A 22,363-nucleotide genomic window follows, 5' to 3' on the forward strand; every position below is an offset into this window, starting at 1 on the left:
TCCACCTTTTTTCCTATGACTTATTTAGGTTTTTCATACTCTTTTTTAAAACTCAGTAAAAATCTTTTATAAAATTCACTATCAATTATCTTTTTTCTGTATCCATAATCGTTTAAATCCTTCCATTCAAGTAGAAACCTTCCTGAAACCTCCGGTCTATTGGTATTTTGCCCTTCATGAATTCTAAAGTAACTTAACGTATCAGCAATATACACACAATAACCCTTAGAAAGTAATTCAAACCATGTTGCAGCATCTATTAACGAATAGTATTGCTTTCCATTAAGTGATCCAAAATTTTTAACGTCACTCTTTTTAAACAAAACAGTAGTTGGTTCCCCTATAAAGTTTCCAAGGTTAAACATTAGCTTTGCAATAATTCTCCCACTAACAGGTCTATTAAGATAACGTATTCTTTTAGTCGCATTTATATCTGGAAGTATATTATCATTTTTATCTATTACTGATCTATGAGAAGTAACCAAGGTTATTTTCTTATAATTCTGAAAATACCTAATCATTCTCATTATTTTACTTTTATGAAACATATCATCATCATTCAAATAATTAATATATTCACCTTTTGAAAGCTCATAGCATTTCTTTACATTATTTAATCCAAAATTCCCGAGAGGACCGTTATTAAAATAGTATCTTATATTCTTATACCTTTTCATATAGCTTTCTACAACTGTTTTACTATCATAATTAGTACTATCATCACATATTACAATTTCGATATTCTTATAGGTTTGATTTACAGCACTTCTCAGTGATTTTTCTAATAACATAGGTCTATTAAAAGTAGGTATAAGTATACTTACAAGTGGATTATCTCTCATTTTAAAATCACCTTTTCATCCTTAAACTTATTAACGTTAAATTAGTAAAATCTATAAAATTTATAAATTATATTATTCATCCCTTAATTTATATGTTATTATGATTATTGTAATTATGTGCTAATAATATTTAAACCAGTTTATCATAGGATTTTCCCCACTTTTTTTCAAGCTTACTCTTGTTTACTTCAAGAAGTTTTAAGTACTGGGTATTTTTAAAAGACACACTGCCATAATGATGAACAAATGTATCTTTACAAAGCATTAGTCTAAATCCAATCTTTCGCATCCTAATACAATAATCATCATCTTCAAAATTTCCTGGAGTAAATCTTTCATCAAATAAACCTACTTTCCTTATTACATTTCTTTTTATAAGAAAACAAAAACCTATTAATCTTTTGACTTCAGTCCACTTTTTTTTATTTGAAATATTATATTTTTTAGAAAACCTATGCATATCTTCTATTGAATCATATCTTACATTTATTTTTTGACCATTAGAGCAGTTATTTGAAATAGGTCCCACTGCACCTATTTCATAACTGCTATATAGGCAATTTCTAAGATTATTTAGCCAATTATGTGTTACCACAACATCATTATTTAATAAAAGCACTTCACTTCCACATGCAACTTTAATTCCCATATTACAGCCTCTAGGAAATCCTACATTTACATTATTGTATATTTTTTTTATAGCCTTCTGTTTACTAAGCCAATTTCTTGTTCCATCGTTTGAATTGTTATCCACCACAATTATTTCGTAAGCTTCTTTTTCTGTATATTTTTTTATACTTTCTATACACCTTCTAGAATATCTAAGGTTATTACAGGTTAATATTATTATACTTGTCTTCATATTAATCCCCCTGCGAATTTCTGTGTATATAGATTGCTCCTTCACTAATTTATCAATTGTTTGTATACATTTTTCTTTAGCAACTTAAAATTAGAGTTATATTTAAACCCAAAAAAAGCATTATAAACATCTATAAGTTTTATTGTAAGTGCAAGTCTATTTTTTACACTGTTTCCCATCCAAGTTCCTCTAGAATGAATTCTATACACAGAACATATTTGAGGTAAATACGCTATAGGTTTTTGTTCTGCTATTACCATATTAAACATCCAATCATATACAAGCATATCATACAGCGATTCTTTTACTTTATCTACACAACTTTTTCTATACATACATGTTGAAAAATTACCTATAACATTACCTCGTGTAAGTTGCTCAATTGTTATGGTTTCATATGAAGTATTTGATCTCCACGCTTGTGTTGCTTTAGAATTATTTATAGCATTATAAATTATATATCTATTAAATACCGCAGAAAAGTTCTTGTGCCTATCTAAAAAATTACTTTGAATTTGAAGCTTCTGCTTATTATTCCAATAATCATCACCTTCAAGTACCGCTATATATTCACCTCTACATTTTTTGAAACCTTCCTTATAATTCTTAGTTATACCTAAGTTCTTATTATTGGAATAAACTTTTATTATGTCTGTGTACTTTTCAGCATATTTACCTGCTATCTTAATTGTAGAATCACTAGAACAATCATCCATAACTATTATTTCATATTTAAATTTTGTTTTTTGCTCAAGTGCACTTTCTATAGCTTTTTTTATAAACCTTGCCTGATTATAAGTTATAATTAATACGCTTACTTTAATTTCATCATTCATCATATCACCTTTTTATTTATAAGTAATTTTCTTACTGCCATTAAAACAATACACAGTAAAATCGCAATACTTATTATGATACCAATGCTGTTTATGAGATTTAGATAACTTATACCTTGTGTAGGAGTTACTCAAATTAGAATACAAATCCCATGTAAGATGCTTCACCTTATTTTTTTTAGTTTTTACCCATATCCTTCCTAAAACATCATAACAATACTTAAGCATTTCTGAATCTTTAAATTTAAGTTTATTTCTTTTCATGTAACGTAAAAAGCCTTTAAATTCCTTAGACCTCATCATAAGAAGCTGATTGCCTGTTGCACATTCTTCGCAGTCATTTAATATTCTTCTGCTCTTAGGAATCCAATTTTTAGCTTCTCTAAAATGCTGTATTGGTAAGTTATTAGTCTTAAGATTTATGCCGCATGCAAAAACTTCTTTACGCCTTTTTAGAATATCTCTTTCTTCATAAAACCAGTCATTAGAATTACCTTGTAAGTCTCCATCTGTTACAATAATTTTGTCACATTTATGAATATTAATTATTCTTGAATCAAAAAATTCTTCTACCGCATTATTACTTATATTCTCATCGAATTCAACATACATATAAATTTGTTTTTTCTTAACAAGTTCCATTAAATAAGGCTTTATTTTTTCTGTATTTACACTTTTATTTTCTAGAACTATAATATCTATAAATCTATTAGCTTTTAATAAAAATTGTATTGATTTTTCTATTATTTTTTTATCGTAATATACAAGCACTATACATGGAATTTTAATATTATTCACATTTATCACCTAAATTCAAAACACTATTTACTATATTTATTATTTTATTTTGTTCTGTTATATTTAAAGAGTCATAAAGAGGTAAACACAATATCCTTTTTGAAATATCTTGTGCCACAGGAACTTTTCTGTAATCTTTTATATAAGATAAATCATTTAAGCATGGATAAAAATATCTTCTTGGGCGTACACCTTCATTTATAAGCTCTTTCATAACTCTTTTAAGGATATTCTCATTTTTAAAAATTATAGGGAAATAACCATAATTGCAAGTACAGTCTCTACTACGACTTTGAAAGTATATATCGCCTTTTATATAGTTCATATAGTTCTCATACACTTTTTTTCTTCTTTCAAATATCTTATCTATATCATCTAAAAGGCAGAGACCCATGGCTGCTTCAAATTCATTCATTTTTGCATTTATTCCCAAATCTTTTATACTATCCGCGCTCTCTATACCAAAATTCCTTGATAAAATAGCTTTCTCATAGAGCTTATCATCGTTTATTACAAGAGCTCCTCCCTCTATGGTATGAAATATTTTAGTTGCATGAAAACTTATTATTGATATATCTCCATAGGACAATATATTTTTATCTTTATATTTAACCCCGAAAGTATGAGCCGCATCATAAATTACTTTTAAATTATACCTCTTGGCTAACTTATCTATTTCCTCAATGTTACAACTATTTCCAAAAACATGAACTGGCACTATAGCTGACGTCCTTTTTGTAATATTTTTTTCTATAAGCTTTGTATCTATATTAAGGCTTTTCTTATCTATATCAACAAATACTGGATTAAGTCCTTCCCAAACTTGACTGCTTGTTGTTGCCACAAAGGAAAACGGTGTTGTTACTATATCCTTTTTTAAATTTAAAATTTTATATGCAATTTGAAGAGCTAATGTTCCATTTTGAACAAGTACTATATTTTTAACCCCAAGATATTCTTCAAGACTCTTTTTTAATTTTCTTACCATCTCACCATTATTAGTTACAATTCCTGAATTAAATATCTTTCTAACATAATCACTATACTTATCAAATGGAGGGAGGTAAGTTTTCGTTACATTTATCATATTATCCTCCTTATATAATCTAAAAAATTAAATTGTTACAATTGGCAAATAATTTTTATACTTCCCAACTTTTTTTGTAACCTTCATTAAATCTTCAGAACTTATTTTCCATGTATGGTCGTTTAAACTCCTATGCTTAAAGTACACATAGTTGAATCTGTTACAAGAATATATTTTTATACCTTGTTTACAACAATCCTCTATAAAACATGCGTCTTCAGCCAAACTTATATTTCTGAATCTCACCTTATTAAAAACGCTTTTCTTAATTAAAAGTGTAGAACCTGCAACATTAGGTATATATTTTTCATTTCCTTCTGGATACATTATTTCAAGCCTGCCGTATCCCTCATAATAGACAAAGAAAGATGCCTTTCCAACAATATCCGAGTTTGTATATATAAGAGATGTAATTTCATCACAAATATAATTTTCTCCATAATAGTCATCATCATCCATTTTGAATATATAATTATACTTAGAAATGTCTACCCCATAGTTCAAACATTTACCTAGCGTAACATTCTCAGGTTTCTTTATTATTCTTACATTCGAAAATCTTTCAGCAACTTTTTTATATTTAGATATATTTAAATTCATTTTATTTAATATAATTATCATTTCTTTTATTGGGTAGTTAATTCTACTATAATTAGAAAATATATTTTCAATATACTTCATTTTATTAGTACAAACTATTATGGATACTCCCGGCTTATGGAAATATCTATATCTGTTTCTATTCTTGAGCAATATTTTCTTTTCTCTTTCTAGATTAAGTTTCATAATACCTTTTCAAACTTATTCTTACTTACTTAATTATTATATGTGTTTTTAAAACTACGGGTTACATATAATGAATTTCCGCAATAATAAAATAAGAGATTTCACTTTTTAAGTAAAATCTCTTATACCTTAAATATAATTTAGAAACTATAACTGAATCTTTTTATAGGTTTTTTTTGCACCATTTCTTTCTATTTTATATATACCTTTTATCTTTATGCTACTATTTTTTATCTCAGTTATCACTGCATCTACATTCTCTTCATTAAATCTAACACTGTGCGTACATGAAGTAGATATTGAACAAGGTGTCTGTATTATCTTGGTTTTTATCTTTTTATCATTTAATTTACTATATATATATATAGCATGATTTTGAGATTTAAAAACCACTAAATATTCATTTTGTAGATCTTTTGTTTTCAACATATCCACCCCTTCATCAGAGGAGTTTTCTAATCCAAACCCACTCTTTTATTTTACGGGCGTTGTCTATACTCCCTATTACATTAATATGCCTTTGCTCAATTAATGTATATAAATTTTTCACATTAGATTTATTAAGATAATTCACTAGTGTATAGTATACACTCTGAGTATAGTCTGCTTTATCTAATTTGTTTTTATCAAAGTACAATTTTGCAGAAGCCTTGTCTTCCCTTATAGCAATTTGTGCATAAAACTTTCCTCTTTTAGTTGTAAATTTGTAAAGTTTATTCATAGCCGCTTTTTCTTCAAACCCTTCAGGATACATTCTAAAGACAGCTGTATATCTACTGCTAATATGGTGTCTCGATGACTTTTCATATTCACTAAAATTATAATTTCTTTTATCAATATTAATTTTCAAATAGTAATTTCTATAAAGCTCATTATATCCAATGTTTTTAAAGCCGTTAACTGCTGTATCGGCAACCACTCTGTCTATCCTACGTGCACCAAACTTTCTAGCCACGTCAGCTATGCCCTTTTCTATAATTTGATATGCTTTTTTATAACTTGGATTTACTTTAATATAATGTACAAAAACATACTTAGCATCTACAGTGCCTAAATTTTCAAAACTAACTATACTAGATGCAAGCTCTATAGCATCCTCATACATTCTTAATATTATTGTTTTATCACTTAATATTATGTTTATAAGACTTGAACTTATATTGTCCATACTTTTTAGATACTTTTCCTTTTTATCAACTTCCTGAACTATGTCAACTGAAAATGACTCTTTTCTATGAGTCTCTATAGCCTTATCAATATTATCATCCACGCTAGATAAAATAATATGATTCTCTTTAATAAATTCATTCAACTTCTTTCCTAAATCATAATATTCTACTTTCCCATCCTCTACGAATTTTCTATAGAATTTTAAAGCTTTAATTATAGTTTCTTGGTAGCTTACTCCTTTTTTTTCAGAATAACCTTTTACCCATTTTTCAAGCTCATCCATATTTCCACCTCATAAAATCACTTTCATATTTTCCCTTTATTTATTTCAACTACAGCTTCTATTAATTTGTCTATGTCCTCTATGGTGTTAAAATATCCAGGACTAACCCTTACAGTACCCCTATTTTTAGTTCCAATAATTTCATGAACTAATGGAGCGCAATGATATCCATTTCTAACACAAATACCTTTTACATTTAAAATTGCAGCTACATCTGAACTGTCAATTCCATCTATATTAAACGAAACTACAGCACCTCTATTTTGTAATTCATGTCCATAAATCTTAACATAATCTTTATTTTTCAAATTCCTTATAAGATATTCAGTTAGTTCCATCTCATGCTTCTCTATATTTTTTAAGCCGATACTATTTATAAATTTTATTCCAGCATTTAATCCAGAAATCCCTGGAGTATTTAGAGTTCCACTTTCGAACCTGTCTGGCAAAAATTCAGGCTGATCAACTGAAAATGAATTGCTTCCTGTACCTCCACTCTTAAACTCTGTAAGTTTTATTCCTTCTCTTATAAAAAGTCCTCCTGTTCCTTGTGGCCCCATAAGCCCCTTGTGCCCTGGAAATGCTAACATATCTATATGGCTTTTTTCAACGTCAATATTTAGAACACCAGCACTTTGAGCAGCATCAACCATAAAGCATACTCCATTCTTATGTGCTATTTCTCCTATTTCATCTATATTCTGAATAGTTCCTGTTACATTTGATACATGATTTACTACAATTAGTTTTGTATCACTTCTAATCAACTTTTCGATTTCTTTAGGACTTATAAACCCATATTGATCTGCTCTTACTATACTGCACTCTACTCCCTTTTTCTTCAAATGGCTTATAGGTCTTAATACTGAATTATGTTCCATGCATGTGGTTATAACATGATTTTTTCTCTTAAGTAAGCCTTTTATTCCTATATTTAGTGCTTCTGTCGCACTACAAGTAAATATCACATTAAACAAATCTGAAATATTAAATAATTTAGCTATTATTTCCCTAGTTTCTGTCACCTTATGAGATGCCTTTATTGCCATATCATAAGAACCTCTTCCCGGATTAGCGGCATAATTTTTCATGCAATCCAAAACCTCATTATAAACCTCATCTGGTTTAGGAAATGTTGTTGCTGCATTATCAAGATATATCATAAATCAATCTCCTAAAATATTACTTACAATATTTTATGACTCTTTATATGATTATATTATAAAAAGTAAAAATCCCATTCATTACTGAATGAGATTTTTACTTTTTATGCTTTGTTTTAGTATTGTTATTTAGTACCTCAACTACTTCTTTTTTCGCTTTAGCTAAATGAATTTGATTCTCTAGAAATTTATTTTCTAAATCTATTATTTTGTACTTCAATGTATGTATATTAAATCTTAATTCTTTATTTTCCTTCTTGTACTTGTCCTCGTTTTGCAAATGCCTTTTACTTTCTTCTTTAACCTGAAGATTTTCATTTATAAGATTATTAATTTGACTCTTCAAAACAGAGATTTCATCACTTGAATTATTATTTTTTAATTCTTCTATTTTCTTTAAGAGTTCCTCATTTCTGATATTTGCATTTTCTATCTCAGATTTAAGCTTCCTCTCAACTTCCTCAAAGGACGCTATTTTTTTCTCCATGAGTTCTATACTATCTGCCAACTTTTCATTTTCGCTGCCAAGCTTAAACATATCATCAGTAACATTAATAGCAGTTAATATAGATGCATCAGATGTACTGAGCCTTTCATTATTTTCCAAGATATTCTTAATTTTCTTATCCACATAATTTCCAATGGTTCTAAGGTACTCCTCTTTTTCTTCTCCCTTTAGATTATATTCCATGCCGTTTATTGTTATGGTAATTATATTCATATAAACACCCTCTTAGTTTTATGTGTACATTGTCTATTTGTTCTTTATATGATATTTGACCAATATACTTTAGATATATTTTAACACATATAAGGTTTCTAACTCAACCTCAAAGTTATATCACTTATAATTATTAAATTAAGATATCTTTGATTTTATAATTAGAAACCCCATATGATAAATTTTAAAAGCTATAGAATAATTATCTAAGCTCTGCACCTAAAACGTGCTCAAGAGTCTTTATAACCTTATTTTGAATCTTTTCTACATCTTTATCTGTTAGTGTTTTGTTTTCATCCCTATAGGTAAGTGCATATGACACGCTCTTTTTACCTTGAGGAACCTGTTTTCCCTTATAAACATCAAATAAGTTTAAGGACTCCAGTATAGTTCCTCCTTGTCTTTTTATAACATTCTCAATTTCTTGGACAAGTATATCCTCATCAACTAATACTGAAATATCCCTCGTTACCGTTGGGAATTTTGGAAGAGCTTTATACTTTCTACTTAATGATACATTTTCAAGTAATAAATCTAAATCTATTTCTGCTACATAGCATCTTTCTTCCACTTCATAGTTTTCGCATACATCAGGATGAACTTCTCCTAAAGTTCCTAAAACAGTATTTTTTATTTTTATAACTGCTGTTTTTCCTGGATGAAAAGTAGGATTTTCGCTTTCACGAGCATATGAAATCTTGTTGACTCCTAAAATCTCCACTAAATTCTCCACAACACCCTTTAAATCAAAATAGTCTACATTTCCATACATACCTATTGTTATAACATTTCTCTCTTTAGGAATCTCTCCTTCATTTTCTGAAGGAATATATACTTTTCCAATTTCAAATAATTTTGCAAGCTCATTGTTATGAGAATAATTTCTTGCAAGAGATTCCATCATGGAATGAAGAGTTGTAGTTCTCATAACACTAAAATCTTCACCCAAAGGATTTCTTATCTTAACAACATTTCTAAGTTCACTATCTTCAGGAACCAGTATTTTATCAAATATTTTAGGACTTACAAATGAGTAGTTTATAGACTCATTCAAGCCACTAGAAATTAAAATGTCAGTAACTACATCTTTTATTTGCTGAATTTTGCTTTTTCCAGTTCTTATACTTTGAGATTTGACTGTAGTTGAAGGAACCTTGTTATATCCATAAATTCTGGCAACCTCTTCCGCTACATCTTCTTTTATATTTATATCACATCTAAAAGTTGGAGAAAAAACTTCTAATTTGTCTCCCTTTATTTCTGTAGTTAATTCTAACCTATCAAGATACTCCTTCATTTCCTCCTTACTTATTTTAATTCCAAGGAAATTGTTTATCCAATTGTAATCAACCTCTACTATGTTAGGTTCACTTTTAACAGGATATATATCAATTACGCCTTCTACAATTTCTCCAGCATTTAATTCCTGAATAAGCGTACAAGCTCTATTAAGTGCGATCTCAGCGAGATTAGGATCCAAATCTTTTTCATATCTTCCTGAAGCTTCTGTTCTTAAGGCTAACTTTTGTGAGGAGACTCTTATATTGGTTCCATCAAAATTAGCAGATTCGAATATTATCTCATGAGTGTTCTCTGCAACTTCTGAATCAAGTCCACCCATTATTCCTGCTATAGCACAATTCTTATCTCCATCTTTTATCATAAGAACATTTGAATCCAAGCTTCTCTCTTCAGAATCAAGAGTAGTAAATTTTTCTCCATCCTTTGCTCTTTCTATAACTATTTTATTTGAAGTTATCATTTTTTTATCAAAAGCATGCATTGGCTGACCTACTTCAAGCATAACAAAATTTGTTATATCAACTATATTATTTATTGGTCTCACACCTGCAAGCATCAATCTTTCTTGCATCCATGCAGGAGAGTCTTCTATTTTAACATTTTTAATTACTCTAGCCATGTATCTTCTACATAACTTATCTTTAACTTCAACCTCTAGCTCTTCCTTTATATTTCTTCCCTTTGTTTCAGAAAAATCTATCTTTACATTTCTATACTTTGTATTAATTGTAGCTGCTGTTTCTCTAGCTATTCCAATTACACTTAAGCAGTCCGGTCTATTTGATGTTATTTCAAAATCTATAACAGGATTATCAAGTCCTAAAACTTCCTTTATATCTTTTCCTATAGGAGTATTCTCATCTAATATCATAAGTCCATGAACGTGTTCTTCATCTGCTATCCCAAGTTCTTCTTTAGCGCACATCATGCCATTGGAAACTACTCCTCTAAGCTTACCTTTTTTTATTTTCACGCCCCCAGGAAGAGTCGAACCATGAAGTGCAACTGGAACAATATCATTTTCTTTCATATTTTGAGCTCCAGTCACTATCTGAATAGGCTCATTTTTGCCAACATCCACACTGCAAATCACAAGTTTTTCTGCATCAGGATGAGGATCTATCTTTAATATTTTTCCAGTAACCACATTTGTTATTTCGTCCCCACTCGTTATTATTTCCTCAACCTTAGAACCTGAAAGAGTAAGTCTATCTCCAAGTTCTTTAGCATTTATATCAAAATCAACATAATCCTTTAACCATTTAACAGGTACTTTCATTTTTATCCTCCTAACAAAATACTAAAATTGTTTTAAAAATCTCATATCACTTTCGTACAGCTGTCTTATATCATCTATTCCATAGTTAAGCATAACTATTCTATCAAGTCCCATACCGAAAGCAAATCCACTATAAACTTCAGGATCTATACCACAGTTTCTTAAAACATTGGGATGAACCATACCACAACCCCAAAGTTCTATCCAACCTTCCCCTTTACAAACTCTGCAGCCTTCTCCTCCACATGCAAAACACGTTACATCTGACTCTGCTGAAGGTTCTGTGAAAGGAAAATGGTGTGGTCTAAACTTCATTTTTACATTTTCTCCAAACATTTTCTTAGCAAAGGTTTCAAGTGTCCCCTTCAAATCAGCAAAAGTTATTCCCTTATCCACAACAAGGCCTTCAACTTGATAAAATATAGGTGAATGTGTTGCATCTGCTGCATCTGATCTATACACTTTTCCTGGAGAAATCATTTTTATAGGAGGCTTTTGATTAAGCATAGTTCTAACTTGAACTGGTGAAGTTTGAGTTCTTAATACCACATTATCATTTATGTAAAAGGTATCCTGTTCTCCTCTCGCCGGATGATTTTTAGGTATATTGAGCATTTCAAAATTGTACTTATCATACTCAACCTCAGGTCCTTCCTCGATTACAAAACCCATATCTCTAAATATATTTTCAACTTTATTTAATGTTAAGTAGGTTGGATGTCTGTGACCTATAGTTTGCCTTTTTCCAGGCATAGAGATATCTATAATCTCACTCTCAAGTCTAGTCTTTTTTTCTGCATCCTTTATTTTTTCACTAGCTTCTACAATAAGGCTTTCAAGCTTACTTCTAACTTCATTAGCAAGTTTTCCTATGATTGGTCTTTCCTCTGAAGATAGAGCCCCCATACCTCTTAATATTTGAGTAAGCTCACCTTTTTTTCCAAGATATTTTACTCTTATTTCTTCAATATTCTTTTTGTCTACTGCACTTTTTAATTCATTTAAGGCTTTCTCTTTTATAGCTTCAAGTTTCTCTTTCATTGAATTTGTAAACTCCTTTCCATTTATATAAAATAAAAACCGCCCCTAATAAAAGGGACGGAGAATTTCCGCGGTACCACCCAAATTGGATAACCCACTCAAAATTTTAACGATATGTAACCGCCATTTACTAATTTGTAAGACTCACATTTCGCAAATGGAACTCCAGAGTGAACTTCAATATAACTCAAACTTAAAAAGGCTTCCAGCCATTAACCTTTTCTCTCTTAAAGTCTCATTATATTTACTCTCTCTTTCAATGTTTTTATTATTAATATTGACTTTTATTATAACATATAAAAATCTTTTTTCAATACTTTATGAAAATTTTTAATAAAACCTACATCATTTTCCTAACATATTCAAACATCATAATAGCAGCCGCCACTCCAACATTAAGGGATTCCACGTTTCCTGGCATAGGTATTTTAACCTTAGTGTCACTTATATCTACTATTTTATCACTTATTCCATTTCCTTCATTTCCAACTGCAATAATAAGTTTTTCATTAAGTGAAACATCATAAAAATTATGTTCTGTATCAAGTGAGCTTGCAATAATCTTAAATCCGTTTTTCTTAAGTTCCTTTATCTTTGAAAAATTATCATCCTCAAATATTATGGGTATTTTAAATATAGATCCCATGGTAGCCCTAAGTGTTTTGTTGTTATAAATATCAACTGTTCCCTTTGTAATTATAACTCCTAAAGCTCCTGCTGCATTTGCAGTTCTTATTATTGTTCCCATATTCCCAGGATCTTGAACCTTATCTACAAGCATATAAAATCCTTTAGTTAATTTCCAAGCTACTTCCTTATATTGCACTACTGCCACTATACCTTGAGGTGTTTGTGTATTACATATATCTTTCAGTATGCTTTCAGTAACCTTAATCACCTGAAATTCCTTTTTTATTAGCTCTTTAAGCTCTTTTAAAATAAATTTATCGTAGTTTTTCTCAGAAACAAACAAATATTGTATTTTAAAATCAGATTCAAGAGCTTCTCTCACAAACCTTAAGCCCTCTACAATAAAACTTTTCTTTAAATCTCTATGCTTTTTTTCATTCAACTTCTTTACTTCTTTTATAATAGAGTTTTCCTTACTTTTTATTACTGTATCCAATTTATCTTCCTTCTTTTTTATAAAATTAATGCAGCCACAAGTGGCTGCATTAAATAAGTACTATGCGTTAATTTGTTTTTTTGCTACTTCAACTAATTCTGAGAACGCTTTAGGATCATTTATAGCAATTTCAGAAAGCATCTTTCTATTCATATCAATTCCTGCTAATTTTATTCCATTTATAAATTTAGAATATGAAAGACCATTTATTCTTGTTGCTGCGTTTATTCTTGCTATCCAAAGCTTTCTAAAATCTCTTTTTCTTAATCTTCTTCCAACATAAGCATTTCTAAGTGCTCTTATTACTGATTCATTTGCTGTTTTAAATAACTTACTTTTTCCACCATAATAACCTTTAGCAAGTTTTAAAACCTTTCTATGATTTTTACGTGCATTTACTGCTCTTTTTACTCTAGCCATACTAAATTAACCTCCTTCAACCTTTCCTATTATAGGTATGGTAACAATGTTTTCATTGTTTTTTCTTGTGTCTCTGAAACGTATCCACCTTTTCTTAGGTTTCTTTTAGTTTTTGTACTTTTCTTAGTAAGTATATGGCTTCTAAAAGCTTTACCTCTTTTTAACTTTCCAGTTCCAGTAGCTTTAAATCTTTTAGCTGCTGCTTTTTTAGTTTTCATTTTTGGCATGTGTACTTCCTCCTATACTATTAAGCTTTTTTAGGTGCTAATATCATTATCATATTTTTACCTTCTAATTTTGCTGGTTTTTCAATAACGCCAACATCATTTATCTTTTCAAAAAAATTGTCAAGTATCTTCCTACCTTTAAATGCGTAGTCAGTTTGTCTTCCTCTAAATCTTACTGCAACCTTAACTTTATCACCGGCTATTAAGAATTTACGTGCATTATTTGATTTTATTTGAACATCATGCTCTTCAATAGATGCACTTAATCTTACTTCCTTAACATTTACAATCTTTTGGTTTTTCTTATTTTCTTTTTCCTTCTTAGTTTGCTCATATACAAACTTACCAAAATCCATTATCTTACAAACCGGTGGAACAGCATTAGGTGACATAGCAACCAAATCAAGTTCCTTCTCTTCAGCCAATTTTAAAGCTTCACTTGTAGGAATTACTCCTAGCTGAGAACCATCATCACCTATTACTCTAACTTCTTTTTGTCTTATTTCCTCATTTACAATAAAATTTTTATTCTTACTTATGATTTTCACCTCCGAAAACTCAACAAATATACATATATTTATAATAAAAAAAGACGGTTATTCACCGTCTCAAATATACATAGCAAAATAAGCTGCATATCTTTAACCTTACTAGCTTTGCTGTAAGGTGAGAAACGGCAAGTTTCTTCTTCAATACTTAATAAATTATACCACCTACTAGCTACTTTGTCAACAATTAGATTGAACTTATTTTTTCCTTAACTTCTGCATTTATTCTAAATATGAAATCCTCAATATTCATAGATCCCAAATCTCCTTCTTTTCTGCTTCTTACTGAGATTATACCTTCTTTTATTTCCTTATCCCCTATTACAATCATGTAAGGAACTTTTTTAAGTTGAGCCTCTCTTATCTTATATCCTATCTTTTCATTTCTAACATCTTTTTCAACTCTTATTCCCGCTTCTTTTAATTTTTCACTTATAGCATCAACATATTCTACTTGACTGTCAGTTATATTCATTACTTTAACTTGAACTGGTGCAAGCCAAGTTGGAAAAGCACCTGCATAGTGTTCTATTAAAATACCTATGAATCTCTCTATACTTCCAAAAACAACCCTATGAACCATAACAGGTCTATGTTTTTCTCCATCTGCTCCAATATAGTTGATATCAAATCTTTCAGGCATTTGGAAATCGAGCTGTATTGTTCCGCACTGCCATGTTCTACCTATACAATCTTTAAGATGGAAATCTATTTTAGGTCCGTAGAACGCTCCGTCTCCTTCATTAACTATATACTCCAAGTTTGCAGCATTAAGTGCATTTATAAGTCCATTTGTAGCTGCTTCCCAATCTTCGTCACTTCCCATTGAATCTTCTGGTCTTGTAGATAATTCAACATAATATTCAAACCCAAATACTTTATAGAAAGAATCTATAAGCTTTATTACTCCAAGTATCTCTTCTGTTATTTGTTCTTTAGTCATAAATATATGAGCATCATCTTGATTAAAACATCTTACTCTCATAAGTCCATGAAGTGCTCCCGACTTTTCATGTCTGTGAACAAGTCCTATCTCTGCAAGCTTTATAGGAAGTTCTCTATATGAATGTATATTATCCTTATAAACAAGAATTGATCCTGGGCAATTCATAGGCTTTATAGCGTAATCAGCTTCATCTATCTTGGTAAAATACATATTTTCTTTATAATGATCCCAGTGGCCTGACTGATGCCATAAAGCTTCATTTAATATTATAGGTGTACTTATCTCATCATAACCAGCTTTATCATGAACCTCTCTCCAATAATTAAGTAAAAGATTTTTTAGTACCATTCCCTTTGGATGAAAGAACGGAAAACCAGGCCCCTCTTCATGCATAGTAAATAAGTCTAATTCTTTTCCTATTTTTCTATGATCCCTCTTCTTAGCTTCTTCAAGCATATTTATATAGTCATCAAGATCTGCTTTTTTAGTAAATGCAGTTCCATATATTCTTTGGAGCATTTTATTTTTTTCATTTCCTCTCCAATAAGCACCTGCTACAGACATAAGTTTTATAACTTTGACCTTTGCAGTTGATTCAACATGAGGTCCTGCACATAAATCAACAAATTCCCCCTGCTTATAGAATGAAATTACAGCATCTTCTGGAAGATCTTTTATAAGTTCTACCTTATAAGGTTCTTTTTTCTCTTCCATGTATTCTATAGCTTTTTCTCTAGGCAACTCAAATCTTTCAAGCTTAAGATTTTCTTTTATTATTTTGTTCATTTCCTTTTCTATCTTAGCAAACATCTCTTCTGTAAATGAAAAATCTGCATCGATATCATAATAAAATCCCGAATCAATTGCAGGTCCTATAGCTAGCTTCGCTTCAGGATAAAGTCTTTTTATAGCTTGAGCCAATATATGTGAAGCTGTATGTCTTAATGTCCATTTTCCATCCTCATCATCAAAAGTAAGTATTTCAAGATTGCAATCTTTATCAATGTTGGTCATTAATTCTGCTCTCTTTCCATTGATTTTAGCAGAAATAGCCTTCTTGTAAAGCCCTGGACTTATTGCTTTTGCAACATCGCCTGGAGTTGTTGTATTTTCAAACTCCATAACTTTTCCATCTTTAAGTGTTACTTTAATCATATTAATTCCTCCTATAAAAATTATTTATCAAAAAAAATAAAACTCCTCCCATACAAGGGACGAGTTACCGTGTTTCCACCCAAATTAAAAGAAGAAATCTTTCCTTCCTTTCACTCAAATCAATAACGCAGATATGCGGAAATGCCTACTATAATTCAACACTCAGCTCAAAGGTGGTTTTCAACAATACACGTTTGGGAAAATTTCAGCTAATAATTCCCTCTCTTTAAAACAGTAATTTGCTTACTCTTCCTTTTCAAAGCCTTTATTTAAGTAAAATTATATTCCAATAGAAATAATAAGTCAATACAAAATTAATTTTTACAATTATATTATTAATATATGTTTATTCTTTATCTACACTCTATGTTCTACCCATAGTAATTTCACTGCAATATGTTACTCTGTTTTCAAAGACATTTTGTATAGTATTTAAAATTTCCTTATTCAAGAACTTATCAATATCATGGATAACTATCTTTTCTGGACATGCAGTTATCAAACCACTTATTAATATATCATCTTCATTTATATCACTTCTAAACTTAGCGCCAGAAAATTCTACCATTACTTTATCAGTTATATCATTATTATTTATATCTGTAAGTCTATAGTCTCCATTTTCTATCACATAAATATTAACGATCTCAAGCTTGCTTTCTTGCATTTCAACAAAATACTTAAGGAGTTTTATAAACTCATCATACTCTTTTTCAATCATATATCTCTCTATTACCTTATCTATTATAACTTTTAAACTTTCAACTATATCTTTTGCTCTAAATGTTATAAAACCAGTTACATTTATTTCATCATATTCATTAATACACTTGTTTATTTTATCTAAAATTTTATTCTTTTTATTTATATAAAATATCTCCTCATCATTTATAATATTATCTTTTAAAATTTCGTTAATACAAATTTCCCTTACCTCGCTCATTTCATCAATGTCTAGAAAAAAATATGAATCTTCTAATATATCATTTAAACCCATCATACAGAAATCTATAGCCATAATATCGTATAATACTTTAGCAAAACACCTATCAAATTTTTTCTTAACAGTATGATCATATTCATAATTGTTACACATAATTTTTATAAAATGACTGTCTTCTTCCATACTTTCACATAAACCAATATTTATATTTTCTTCTTTTAAGTTATCTTTTATTTCCTCTATACTGCTTATGACATAATTAACTTTATCCTTAACCACTATAGTTTTAATAAGCATTTTACCAATCCTTTCTAATTGGATGTAATGCAAATTCATATTTATTTCTAAAAATATAAATCCAATCTTAGTTAGTATGCATCTAAAAAATTAACTATATGCATTTAATTTAATAAAAAGATATAATAGATTATATTAATATATTATTTATTGTGAGGTGTTTTTTTGAAAACTGTTATTGTAGATAATAGAATAAATGAACTTGAAAGAAATAATTTGAAAAAACTAGATTTGAATTTAATTTTTGCTCCTACCTGTAATGATATTTCTGAGGCTATTTCATCTCATCCTGATGAAATTATTTGTAAGGTATCTGATTCTTTGCTTATTGCTTATAAAAATCTGCCTAAAGAATTCATTTCATCTCTTGAGTGTTTAAATATCAAAGTACTACAATCTTTTAACACCTTTAAAAAAGAATATCCATATGATGTAGCACTAAATGGTGTAGTTTTAAAAAATTTCTTTATACATAATATCAAACATACAGACCCAATACTTCATAATCATATTTCTAAAAAAACTATTATAAATGTAAAGCAAGGTTATACAAAATGTTCAACAGCTGTGATAAGCGATTCTGCAATTATTACAAGTGATATAGGTATTGCACGTGCTTCTTCGGCCTTTAATTTGGATGTCCTACTTCTTCCTCCTGGTGATATTCTTCTTCCTGGTTTTGATTACGGTTTTATAGGCGGTACTTGCGGTCTAATTGGCAAAAATCTTCTTGCCTTTTATGGATCTCTTGAGAAATATAAATTTAAAAATAAGGTTTTGAATTTTTTAAACAAACATAATATAACACCAATATATCTTAGTAATGAAAAACTTGTAGATAGAGGAAGTATCATTTGTATTAATCATTAATATTATATAAAATAAGACTGCCTCAATTGAATTTTTCAATCGAGGCAGTCTGTGTGAATCAATTTAATTAAAACTTACTATTTAAGGCTGCTTTCATATTCTTGAATCATTCTTTTAACCATCTGTCCGCCTACAGATCCATTTTCTCTTGAAGTAAGATCTCCATTATATCCTTGTTTTAAATTTACTCCTACTTCCTTAGCTGCTTCCATCTTGAACTTATCTAATGCTCCTCTTGCTTCTGGTACTAATGTTTGGTTATTTCTTCTTGACATAATCAACTACCTCCTTTAAATTTAACTTGTATTGAATTTACGTTATAAGTTTGTGCTTTTTTAAGATATTTAATCTATTAAATTAAATGAAATATGCCCAATACTTGTATAGTAGCTTACCTTTTTAGCTTTAAGTTACTTTATAGAATATAATCTATTTTTTTCAATATTACATGTTGATAACATCTGTTATGTTTGTTATAATACTCATATAATTATATATTCTAGGAGGTATTTTAATGGAAAACGAAAACGACTCAAAAGTAGGAGCTGGAATCATAACTATATCTGTTCTTCATTTTATAGGAGCAGCTTTTACTCTTATTGGTTCCCTTATATTATTAGGTGCCAAGGACAATATCAACAATATATTAGCTCAAAGTGGCCAGTCTGCCAGTACTGTAACTAATGCATCTATAGCTATATCACTAGTTCTTGTTATAGTTCTTGTTATAGGTATAATTTTAATTCTTAACAAAAAAGCTTTGGGAGTATATTTATATTTCTTATCTGAAATAGTATCTATAATTTATAATATTGTACATTCAGGTTTTTCTTTTATGATGGTATTGTCCCTTATTCTTCCTATTCTTATGGCAGTATTTATATACCAGAAAAAAAGCTTATATGGATTTGGAAATAAATCAGCTTCATAAATATTACAAAAAAGATGAATTATATATATAATTCATCTTTTTATACTATATAATAAAAAATTCTTCATAAATATTAAACTTTTATTTAATATTGTGAAGGATTTTCTCTTTTTTTGTAGAAGTAATTAGTAGTATTTTTGTCTAAAAATATATTTGCTGTGCTTTAATAAGACAAACATATACTTAAGGGGGGAGATTAAAACGAAAAAACTTTTCAGTACAACATTCATTGTCGGCTTATTTTTTATGCTTTTAGGATTTAGCACAAATGTATTAGCCGACACAACAACTGCAGTTCCTGATATTACATATCAGTCACAAATTCAAAACATAGGCTGGCAGGATATTAAAACAGCAGGAAATACTTCAGGAACAGTTGGACAAAGTCTAAGGGTTGAAGCATTTAAAATAAACCTTATAAATGCACCAGCTGGAGCCAAAATAAAATATAGTGCTCATGTTGAAAACATAGGGTGGATGAATCCAGTCTATAGTCCTGATTTAATAGGAACCGTTGGCAAAGGTCTTAGAATGGAAGCTTTCAAAATTTCATTAGAGAATATGCCTGGATATTCAATTCAGTACAGAGCTCATGTGCAAAATATAGGTTGGCAAGATTGGGTTAAAGACGGTGCCATCGCTGGTACTAGCGGTCAAGGCCTCAGAATTGAAGCCTTAGAGGTTAAACTTGTGAAATCACCAGATGCTCAATCAATATCAGTTGATCCAAATCAATCTAACTTAGTAGTAGGCAATACTACAACATTAAAAGCAACTACAAATCCTACAGATGCATGGATAGCATCCACAAGTTGGAATTCTTCTAATACAGCTGTAGCAACAGTAGATGCTGATGGAAAAGTAACAGCTATAAGTGCAGGAACTGCTACTATAACTGCTACAGTTAACGGAAACTTAACTGCTTCTAGTAATATTACTGTTACTAGTCCAATTACTGTAGCTAGTGTAAGCCTAAGTAAAACCACTGATTCTCTAAATGTAGGAGACACAGATACTTTAACAGCAAATATATTACCTACAAATGCTACAAAAAAAGATGTTACTTGGAAATCTTCAAATAATTCCGTTGCCACAGTGGACAATACCGGAAAAGTAACAGCTATAAGTGCAGGAACTGCCAATATAACTGCTACTTCAGTTGATGGAAACCAAACTGGTTCTTGCAGCGTTACAGTTAAAAGTACACAAACTGATGGAATATCTGTTTCATATCAAGCTAATGTACAGGGTCAAGGATGGCAAAGTCCAGTTAGCGATTCTCAAACTGCTGGCACTGTAGGTCAAGGTTTAACTTTAAACGGCCTAAAAATTCAGCTGCTTAACGCTCCATCAGGCGCTAGAATAAAATATCAAACTCAAGTTCAAAATCTTGGATGGCAACCAATCGTGTATGATGGTGATGAATCCGGATCTGGTGGACAAGCTTTAAGAGTTGAAGCAGTTAAAATTTACCTTGAAAACATGCCTGGATATATTATTCAATACCAAGCTCAAGTTCAAAATGTTGGATGGCAAAATTGGGTTAACGATGGTGCTCTTGCAGGTACTGTTGGCCAAGGTTTAAGACTTGAAGCTTTAAGAATCAGAATAATAAAAGATGTTCACGTCCAATACCAAGCACACATCCAAAATATCGGATGGAAAGATGCAGTTACAGATGGAACTATAATAAGTACAAATGCAAAACCATTTGAATTTGAAGCATTTAAAGTAAACCTTCAAAATGCACCAGCTGGTGCAAAAATTCAATATCAAGCACATGTACAAAACATTGGATGGATGGATCCTGTTTATGACGGTGCTCTTGCAGGTACTACTGGACAATCTCTTAGATTAGAAGCATTAAAAATTCAACTTGTAAATGCTCCTGGTTATAGAATAAAATATCAAGTAGATGTGCAAGGAATAGGTTGGATGAATTGGGTTAGTGATGGCCAAACAGCAGGTACCATAGGTTTAGGTCTTAGGATACAAGGAATAAGAATAGTTGTATCCTACGATGACGGAGTACAAACTGTACCTTCCACTCAACCTTCATCTTCACTTTTAAATACAATAAACTTTAAAGGTGCTGAGTACTTAAGCTATGCTTCCAACATACAAAGTACGAACAAAACTGCTATACAATTACACGGTGGAATTAATGAGAATAACTGCGTATACTTCTCAAGTACAGCTCTTAGAGCAGTAGGTTTCAGCAGCATTCCTCTTTCAATGTGTAATACAGGACAATATACTAACTTCCTACTTGGAAAAGGATGGACAAAACAAACAAATAAAGATTTGTTGACACCTGGAAGTATATGCTTTACTGTTAATGATGGTTTAACTTATCCAACTCATACTTATATGTTCTTGGATTGGGTTAATCCAGACGATCATACTATGGCATATGTTGCTGATAATCAAGGAAGCGATGTTCATATAAGGAGTTTACTTGACGCTCCTGGTATAGATGCTTTTGCTTACTTCCTTCATCAGTAAAAAACAATAAATAAAACTGCCCTTAAACTAGGGCAGTTTTATTTATTGTTTTTTCAAATAATTATATATTTAATCCACTTATATTAAGGTAATTTTCTCAGTTCACTATCACTAGCATATACTAAATTATTTTTATTTATAAATTCTATTTTTCTTTGTATCCATGGGTTATTTCCCCACTTCTCAACTTTAAAATCAACATTAATAATCATTGATTTTTTCACA

23 protein-coding genes and 3 other annotated features are annotated in these 22,363 nt (G+C 29.9%); of the genes, 3 read left to right on the forward strand and 20 right to left on the reverse strand.

Annotation, left to right across the window (positions count from 1 at the left end):
• Positions 1 to 20: 20 nt before the first annotated feature.
• The 18 genes from CA_RS12025 to ytxC form a co-directional block, all read right to left on the reverse strand.
• Positions 21 to 842 carry a glycosyltransferase family 2 protein gene (locus tag CA_RS12025; protein ID WP_010965643.1) on the reverse strand — a complete coding sequence of 274 codons (822 nt, stop codon included), beginning with the start codon at positions 840 to 842 and terminating at the stop codon, positions 21 to 23.
• 130 nt (positions 843 to 972) lie between these two features.
• Positions 973 to 1,704: a glycosyltransferase family 2 protein gene (locus CA_RS12030; protein WP_010965644.1), complete on the reverse strand. Its 732-nt coding sequence runs from the start codon at positions 1,702 to 1,704 to the stop codon at positions 973 to 975.
• Between the two features lie 44 nt (positions 1,705 to 1,748).
• Positions 1,749 to 2,540 (reverse strand): glycosyltransferase family 2 protein, encoded by a 792-nt coding sequence (locus tag CA_RS12035; protein WP_010965645.1) that lies wholly within the window; start codon positions 2,538 to 2,540, stop codon positions 1,749 to 1,751.
• 12 nt (positions 2,541 to 2,552) lie between these two features.
• Positions 2,553 to 3,338, reverse strand: coding sequence for a hypothetical protein (locus CA_RS12040; protein ID WP_010965646.1), 786 nt, complete (start codon positions 3,336 to 3,338; stop codon positions 2,553 to 2,555).
• Positions 3,331 to 4,425, reverse strand: a complete 1,095-nt coding sequence (locus CA_RS12045; protein WP_010965647.1) for a DegT/DnrJ/EryC1/StrS family aminotransferase — start codon at positions 4,423 to 4,425, stop codon at positions 3,331 to 3,333. Before CA_RS12045 ends, CA_RS12040 begins: the two co-directional genes overlap by 8 nt.
• 27 nt (positions 4,426 to 4,452) lie before the next feature.
• Positions 4,453 to 5,211, reverse strand: a complete 759-nt coding sequence (locus CA_RS12050) for a glycosyltransferase (RefSeq protein ID WP_010965648.1) — start codon at positions 5,209 to 5,211, stop codon at positions 4,453 to 4,455.
• A 147-nt stretch (positions 5,212 to 5,358) separates the two neighbouring features.
• Complete coding sequence (locus CA_RS12055; RefSeq protein ID WP_010965649.1) at positions 5,359 to 5,640, reverse strand: DUF3343 domain-containing protein; 282 nt, start codon at positions 5,638 to 5,640, stop codon at positions 5,359 to 5,361.
• 13 nt (positions 5,641 to 5,653) lie between these two features.
• Positions 5,654 to 6,664: a hypothetical protein gene (locus tag CA_RS12060; protein ID WP_010965650.1), complete on the reverse strand. Its 1,011-nt coding sequence runs from the start codon at positions 6,662 to 6,664 to the stop codon at positions 5,654 to 5,656.
• 23 nt (positions 6,665 to 6,687) lie between these two features.
• Complete coding sequence (locus CA_RS12065; protein ID WP_010965651.1) at positions 6,688 to 7,827, reverse strand: aminotransferase class V-fold PLP-dependent enzyme; 1,140 nt, start codon at positions 7,825 to 7,827, stop codon at positions 6,688 to 6,690.
• Between the two features lie 97 nt (positions 7,828 to 7,924).
• On the reverse strand, positions 7,925 to 8,548 hold the full coding sequence (gene zapA / locus CA_RS12070; RefSeq protein WP_010965652.1) for a cell division protein ZapA: 624 nt from the start codon (positions 8,546 to 8,548) through the stop codon (positions 7,925 to 7,927).
• 202 nt (positions 8,549 to 8,750) lie between these two features.
• The gene (pheT, locus tag CA_RS12075) at positions 8,751 to 11,129 is read right to left on the reverse strand and encodes a phenylalanine--tRNA ligase subunit beta (protein ID WP_010965653.1); all 2,379 of its coding nucleotides are present in this window, start codon (positions 11,127 to 11,129) and stop codon (positions 8,751 to 8,753) included.
• 21 nt (positions 11,130 to 11,150) lie between these two features.
• Entirely contained in the window at positions 11,151 to 12,170 is a 1,020-nt protein-coding gene (gene pheS, locus CA_RS12080) for a phenylalanine--tRNA ligase subunit alpha (protein WP_010965654.1), read from the reverse strand.
• Between the two features lie 50 nt (positions 12,171 to 12,220).
• Positions 12,221 to 12,439, reverse strand: a binding site (T-box leader).
• A gap of 71 nt (positions 12,440 to 12,510) precedes the next feature.
• Positions 12,511 to 13,296 carry a TrmH family RNA methyltransferase gene (locus tag CA_RS12085; RefSeq protein WP_010965655.1) on the reverse strand — a complete coding sequence of 262 codons (786 nt, stop codon included), beginning with the start codon at positions 13,294 to 13,296 and terminating at the stop codon, positions 12,511 to 12,513.
• A gap of 60 nt (positions 13,297 to 13,356) precedes the next feature.
• Positions 13,357 to 13,716 carry a 50S ribosomal protein L20 gene (gene rplT, locus CA_RS12090; protein WP_010965656.1) on the reverse strand — a complete coding sequence of 120 codons (360 nt, stop codon included), beginning with the start codon at positions 13,714 to 13,716 and terminating at the stop codon, positions 13,357 to 13,359.
• Positions 13,717 to 13,745: 29 nt separating this feature from the next.
• Positions 13,746 to 13,943, reverse strand: a complete 198-nt coding sequence (gene rpmI / locus CA_RS12095) for a 50S ribosomal protein L35 (protein WP_010965657.1) — start codon at positions 13,941 to 13,943, stop codon at positions 13,746 to 13,748.
• Positions 13,944 to 13,963: 20 nt separating this feature from the next.
• Positions 13,964 to 14,491: a translation initiation factor IF-3 gene (infC, locus tag CA_RS12100; RefSeq protein ID WP_010965658.1), complete on the reverse strand. Its 528-nt coding sequence runs from the start codon at positions 14,489 to 14,491 to the stop codon at positions 13,964 to 13,966.
• 30 nt (positions 14,492 to 14,521) lie between these two features.
• Positions 14,522 to 14,639: a sequence feature (ribosomal protein L20 leader region), on the reverse strand.
• Between the two features lie 39 nt (positions 14,640 to 14,678).
• Positions 14,679 to 16,592, reverse strand: a complete 1,914-nt coding sequence (gene thrS, locus CA_RS12105) for a threonine--tRNA ligase (RefSeq protein ID WP_010965659.1) — start codon at positions 16,590 to 16,592, stop codon at positions 14,679 to 14,681.
• Between the two features lie 52 nt (positions 16,593 to 16,644).
• Positions 16,645 to 16,861: a binding site (T-box leader), on the reverse strand.
• A 95-nt stretch (positions 16,862 to 16,956) separates the two neighbouring features.
• Entirely contained in the window at positions 16,957 to 17,832 is an 876-nt protein-coding gene (gene ytxC, locus CA_RS12110) for a putative sporulation protein YtxC (RefSeq protein ID WP_010965660.1), read from the reverse strand.
• 165 nt (positions 17,833 to 17,997) lie between these two features.
• Between ytxC and CA_RS12115 the strand changes: the two genes are divergently transcribed.
• Positions 17,998 to 18,702, forward strand: a complete 705-nt coding sequence (locus CA_RS12115) for a DUF6873 family GME fold protein (protein ID WP_010965661.1) — start codon at positions 17,998 to 18,000, stop codon at positions 18,700 to 18,702.
• Positions 18,703 to 18,779: 77 nt separating this feature from the next.
• Here the strand turns inward: CA_RS12115 and CA_RS12120 are convergent, their stop codons facing one another.
• On the reverse strand, positions 18,780 to 18,977 hold the full coding sequence (locus CA_RS12120; RefSeq protein WP_010965662.1) for an alpha/beta-type small acid-soluble spore protein: 198 nt from the start codon (positions 18,975 to 18,977) through the stop codon (positions 18,780 to 18,782).
• A 239-nt stretch (positions 18,978 to 19,216) separates the two neighbouring features.
• On the opposite strand from CA_RS12120, the gene CA_RS12125 reads away from it, so the two are divergent.
• Positions 19,217 to 19,633: a hypothetical protein gene (locus tag CA_RS12125; RefSeq protein ID WP_010965663.1), complete on the forward strand. Its 417-nt coding sequence runs from the start codon at positions 19,217 to 19,219 to the stop codon at positions 19,631 to 19,633.
• A gap of 246 nt (positions 19,634 to 19,879) precedes the next feature.
• A complete protein-coding gene (locus tag CA_RS12130) occupies positions 19,880 to 22,138 on the forward strand; it encodes an Ig-like domain-containing protein (protein ID WP_010965664.1) in 2,259 nt (752 codons plus the stop codon).
• An 83-nt stretch (positions 22,139 to 22,221) separates the two neighbouring features.
• On the opposite strand, the gene CA_RS12135 is transcribed toward CA_RS12130, so the two are convergent.
• Positions 22,222 to 22,362 (reverse strand): exonuclease V subunit alpha, encoded by a 141-nt coding sequence (locus tag CA_RS12135; protein ID WP_242663028.1) that lies wholly within the window; start codon positions 22,360 to 22,362, stop codon positions 22,222 to 22,224.
• Position 22,363: the final 1 nt, after the last annotated feature.

The sequence above is a fragment of the Clostridium acetobutylicum ATCC 824 genome, from assembly GCF_000008765.1.
Lineage (GTDB): Bacteria > Bacillota > Clostridia > Clostridiales > Clostridiaceae > Clostridium_S > Clostridium_S acetobutylicum.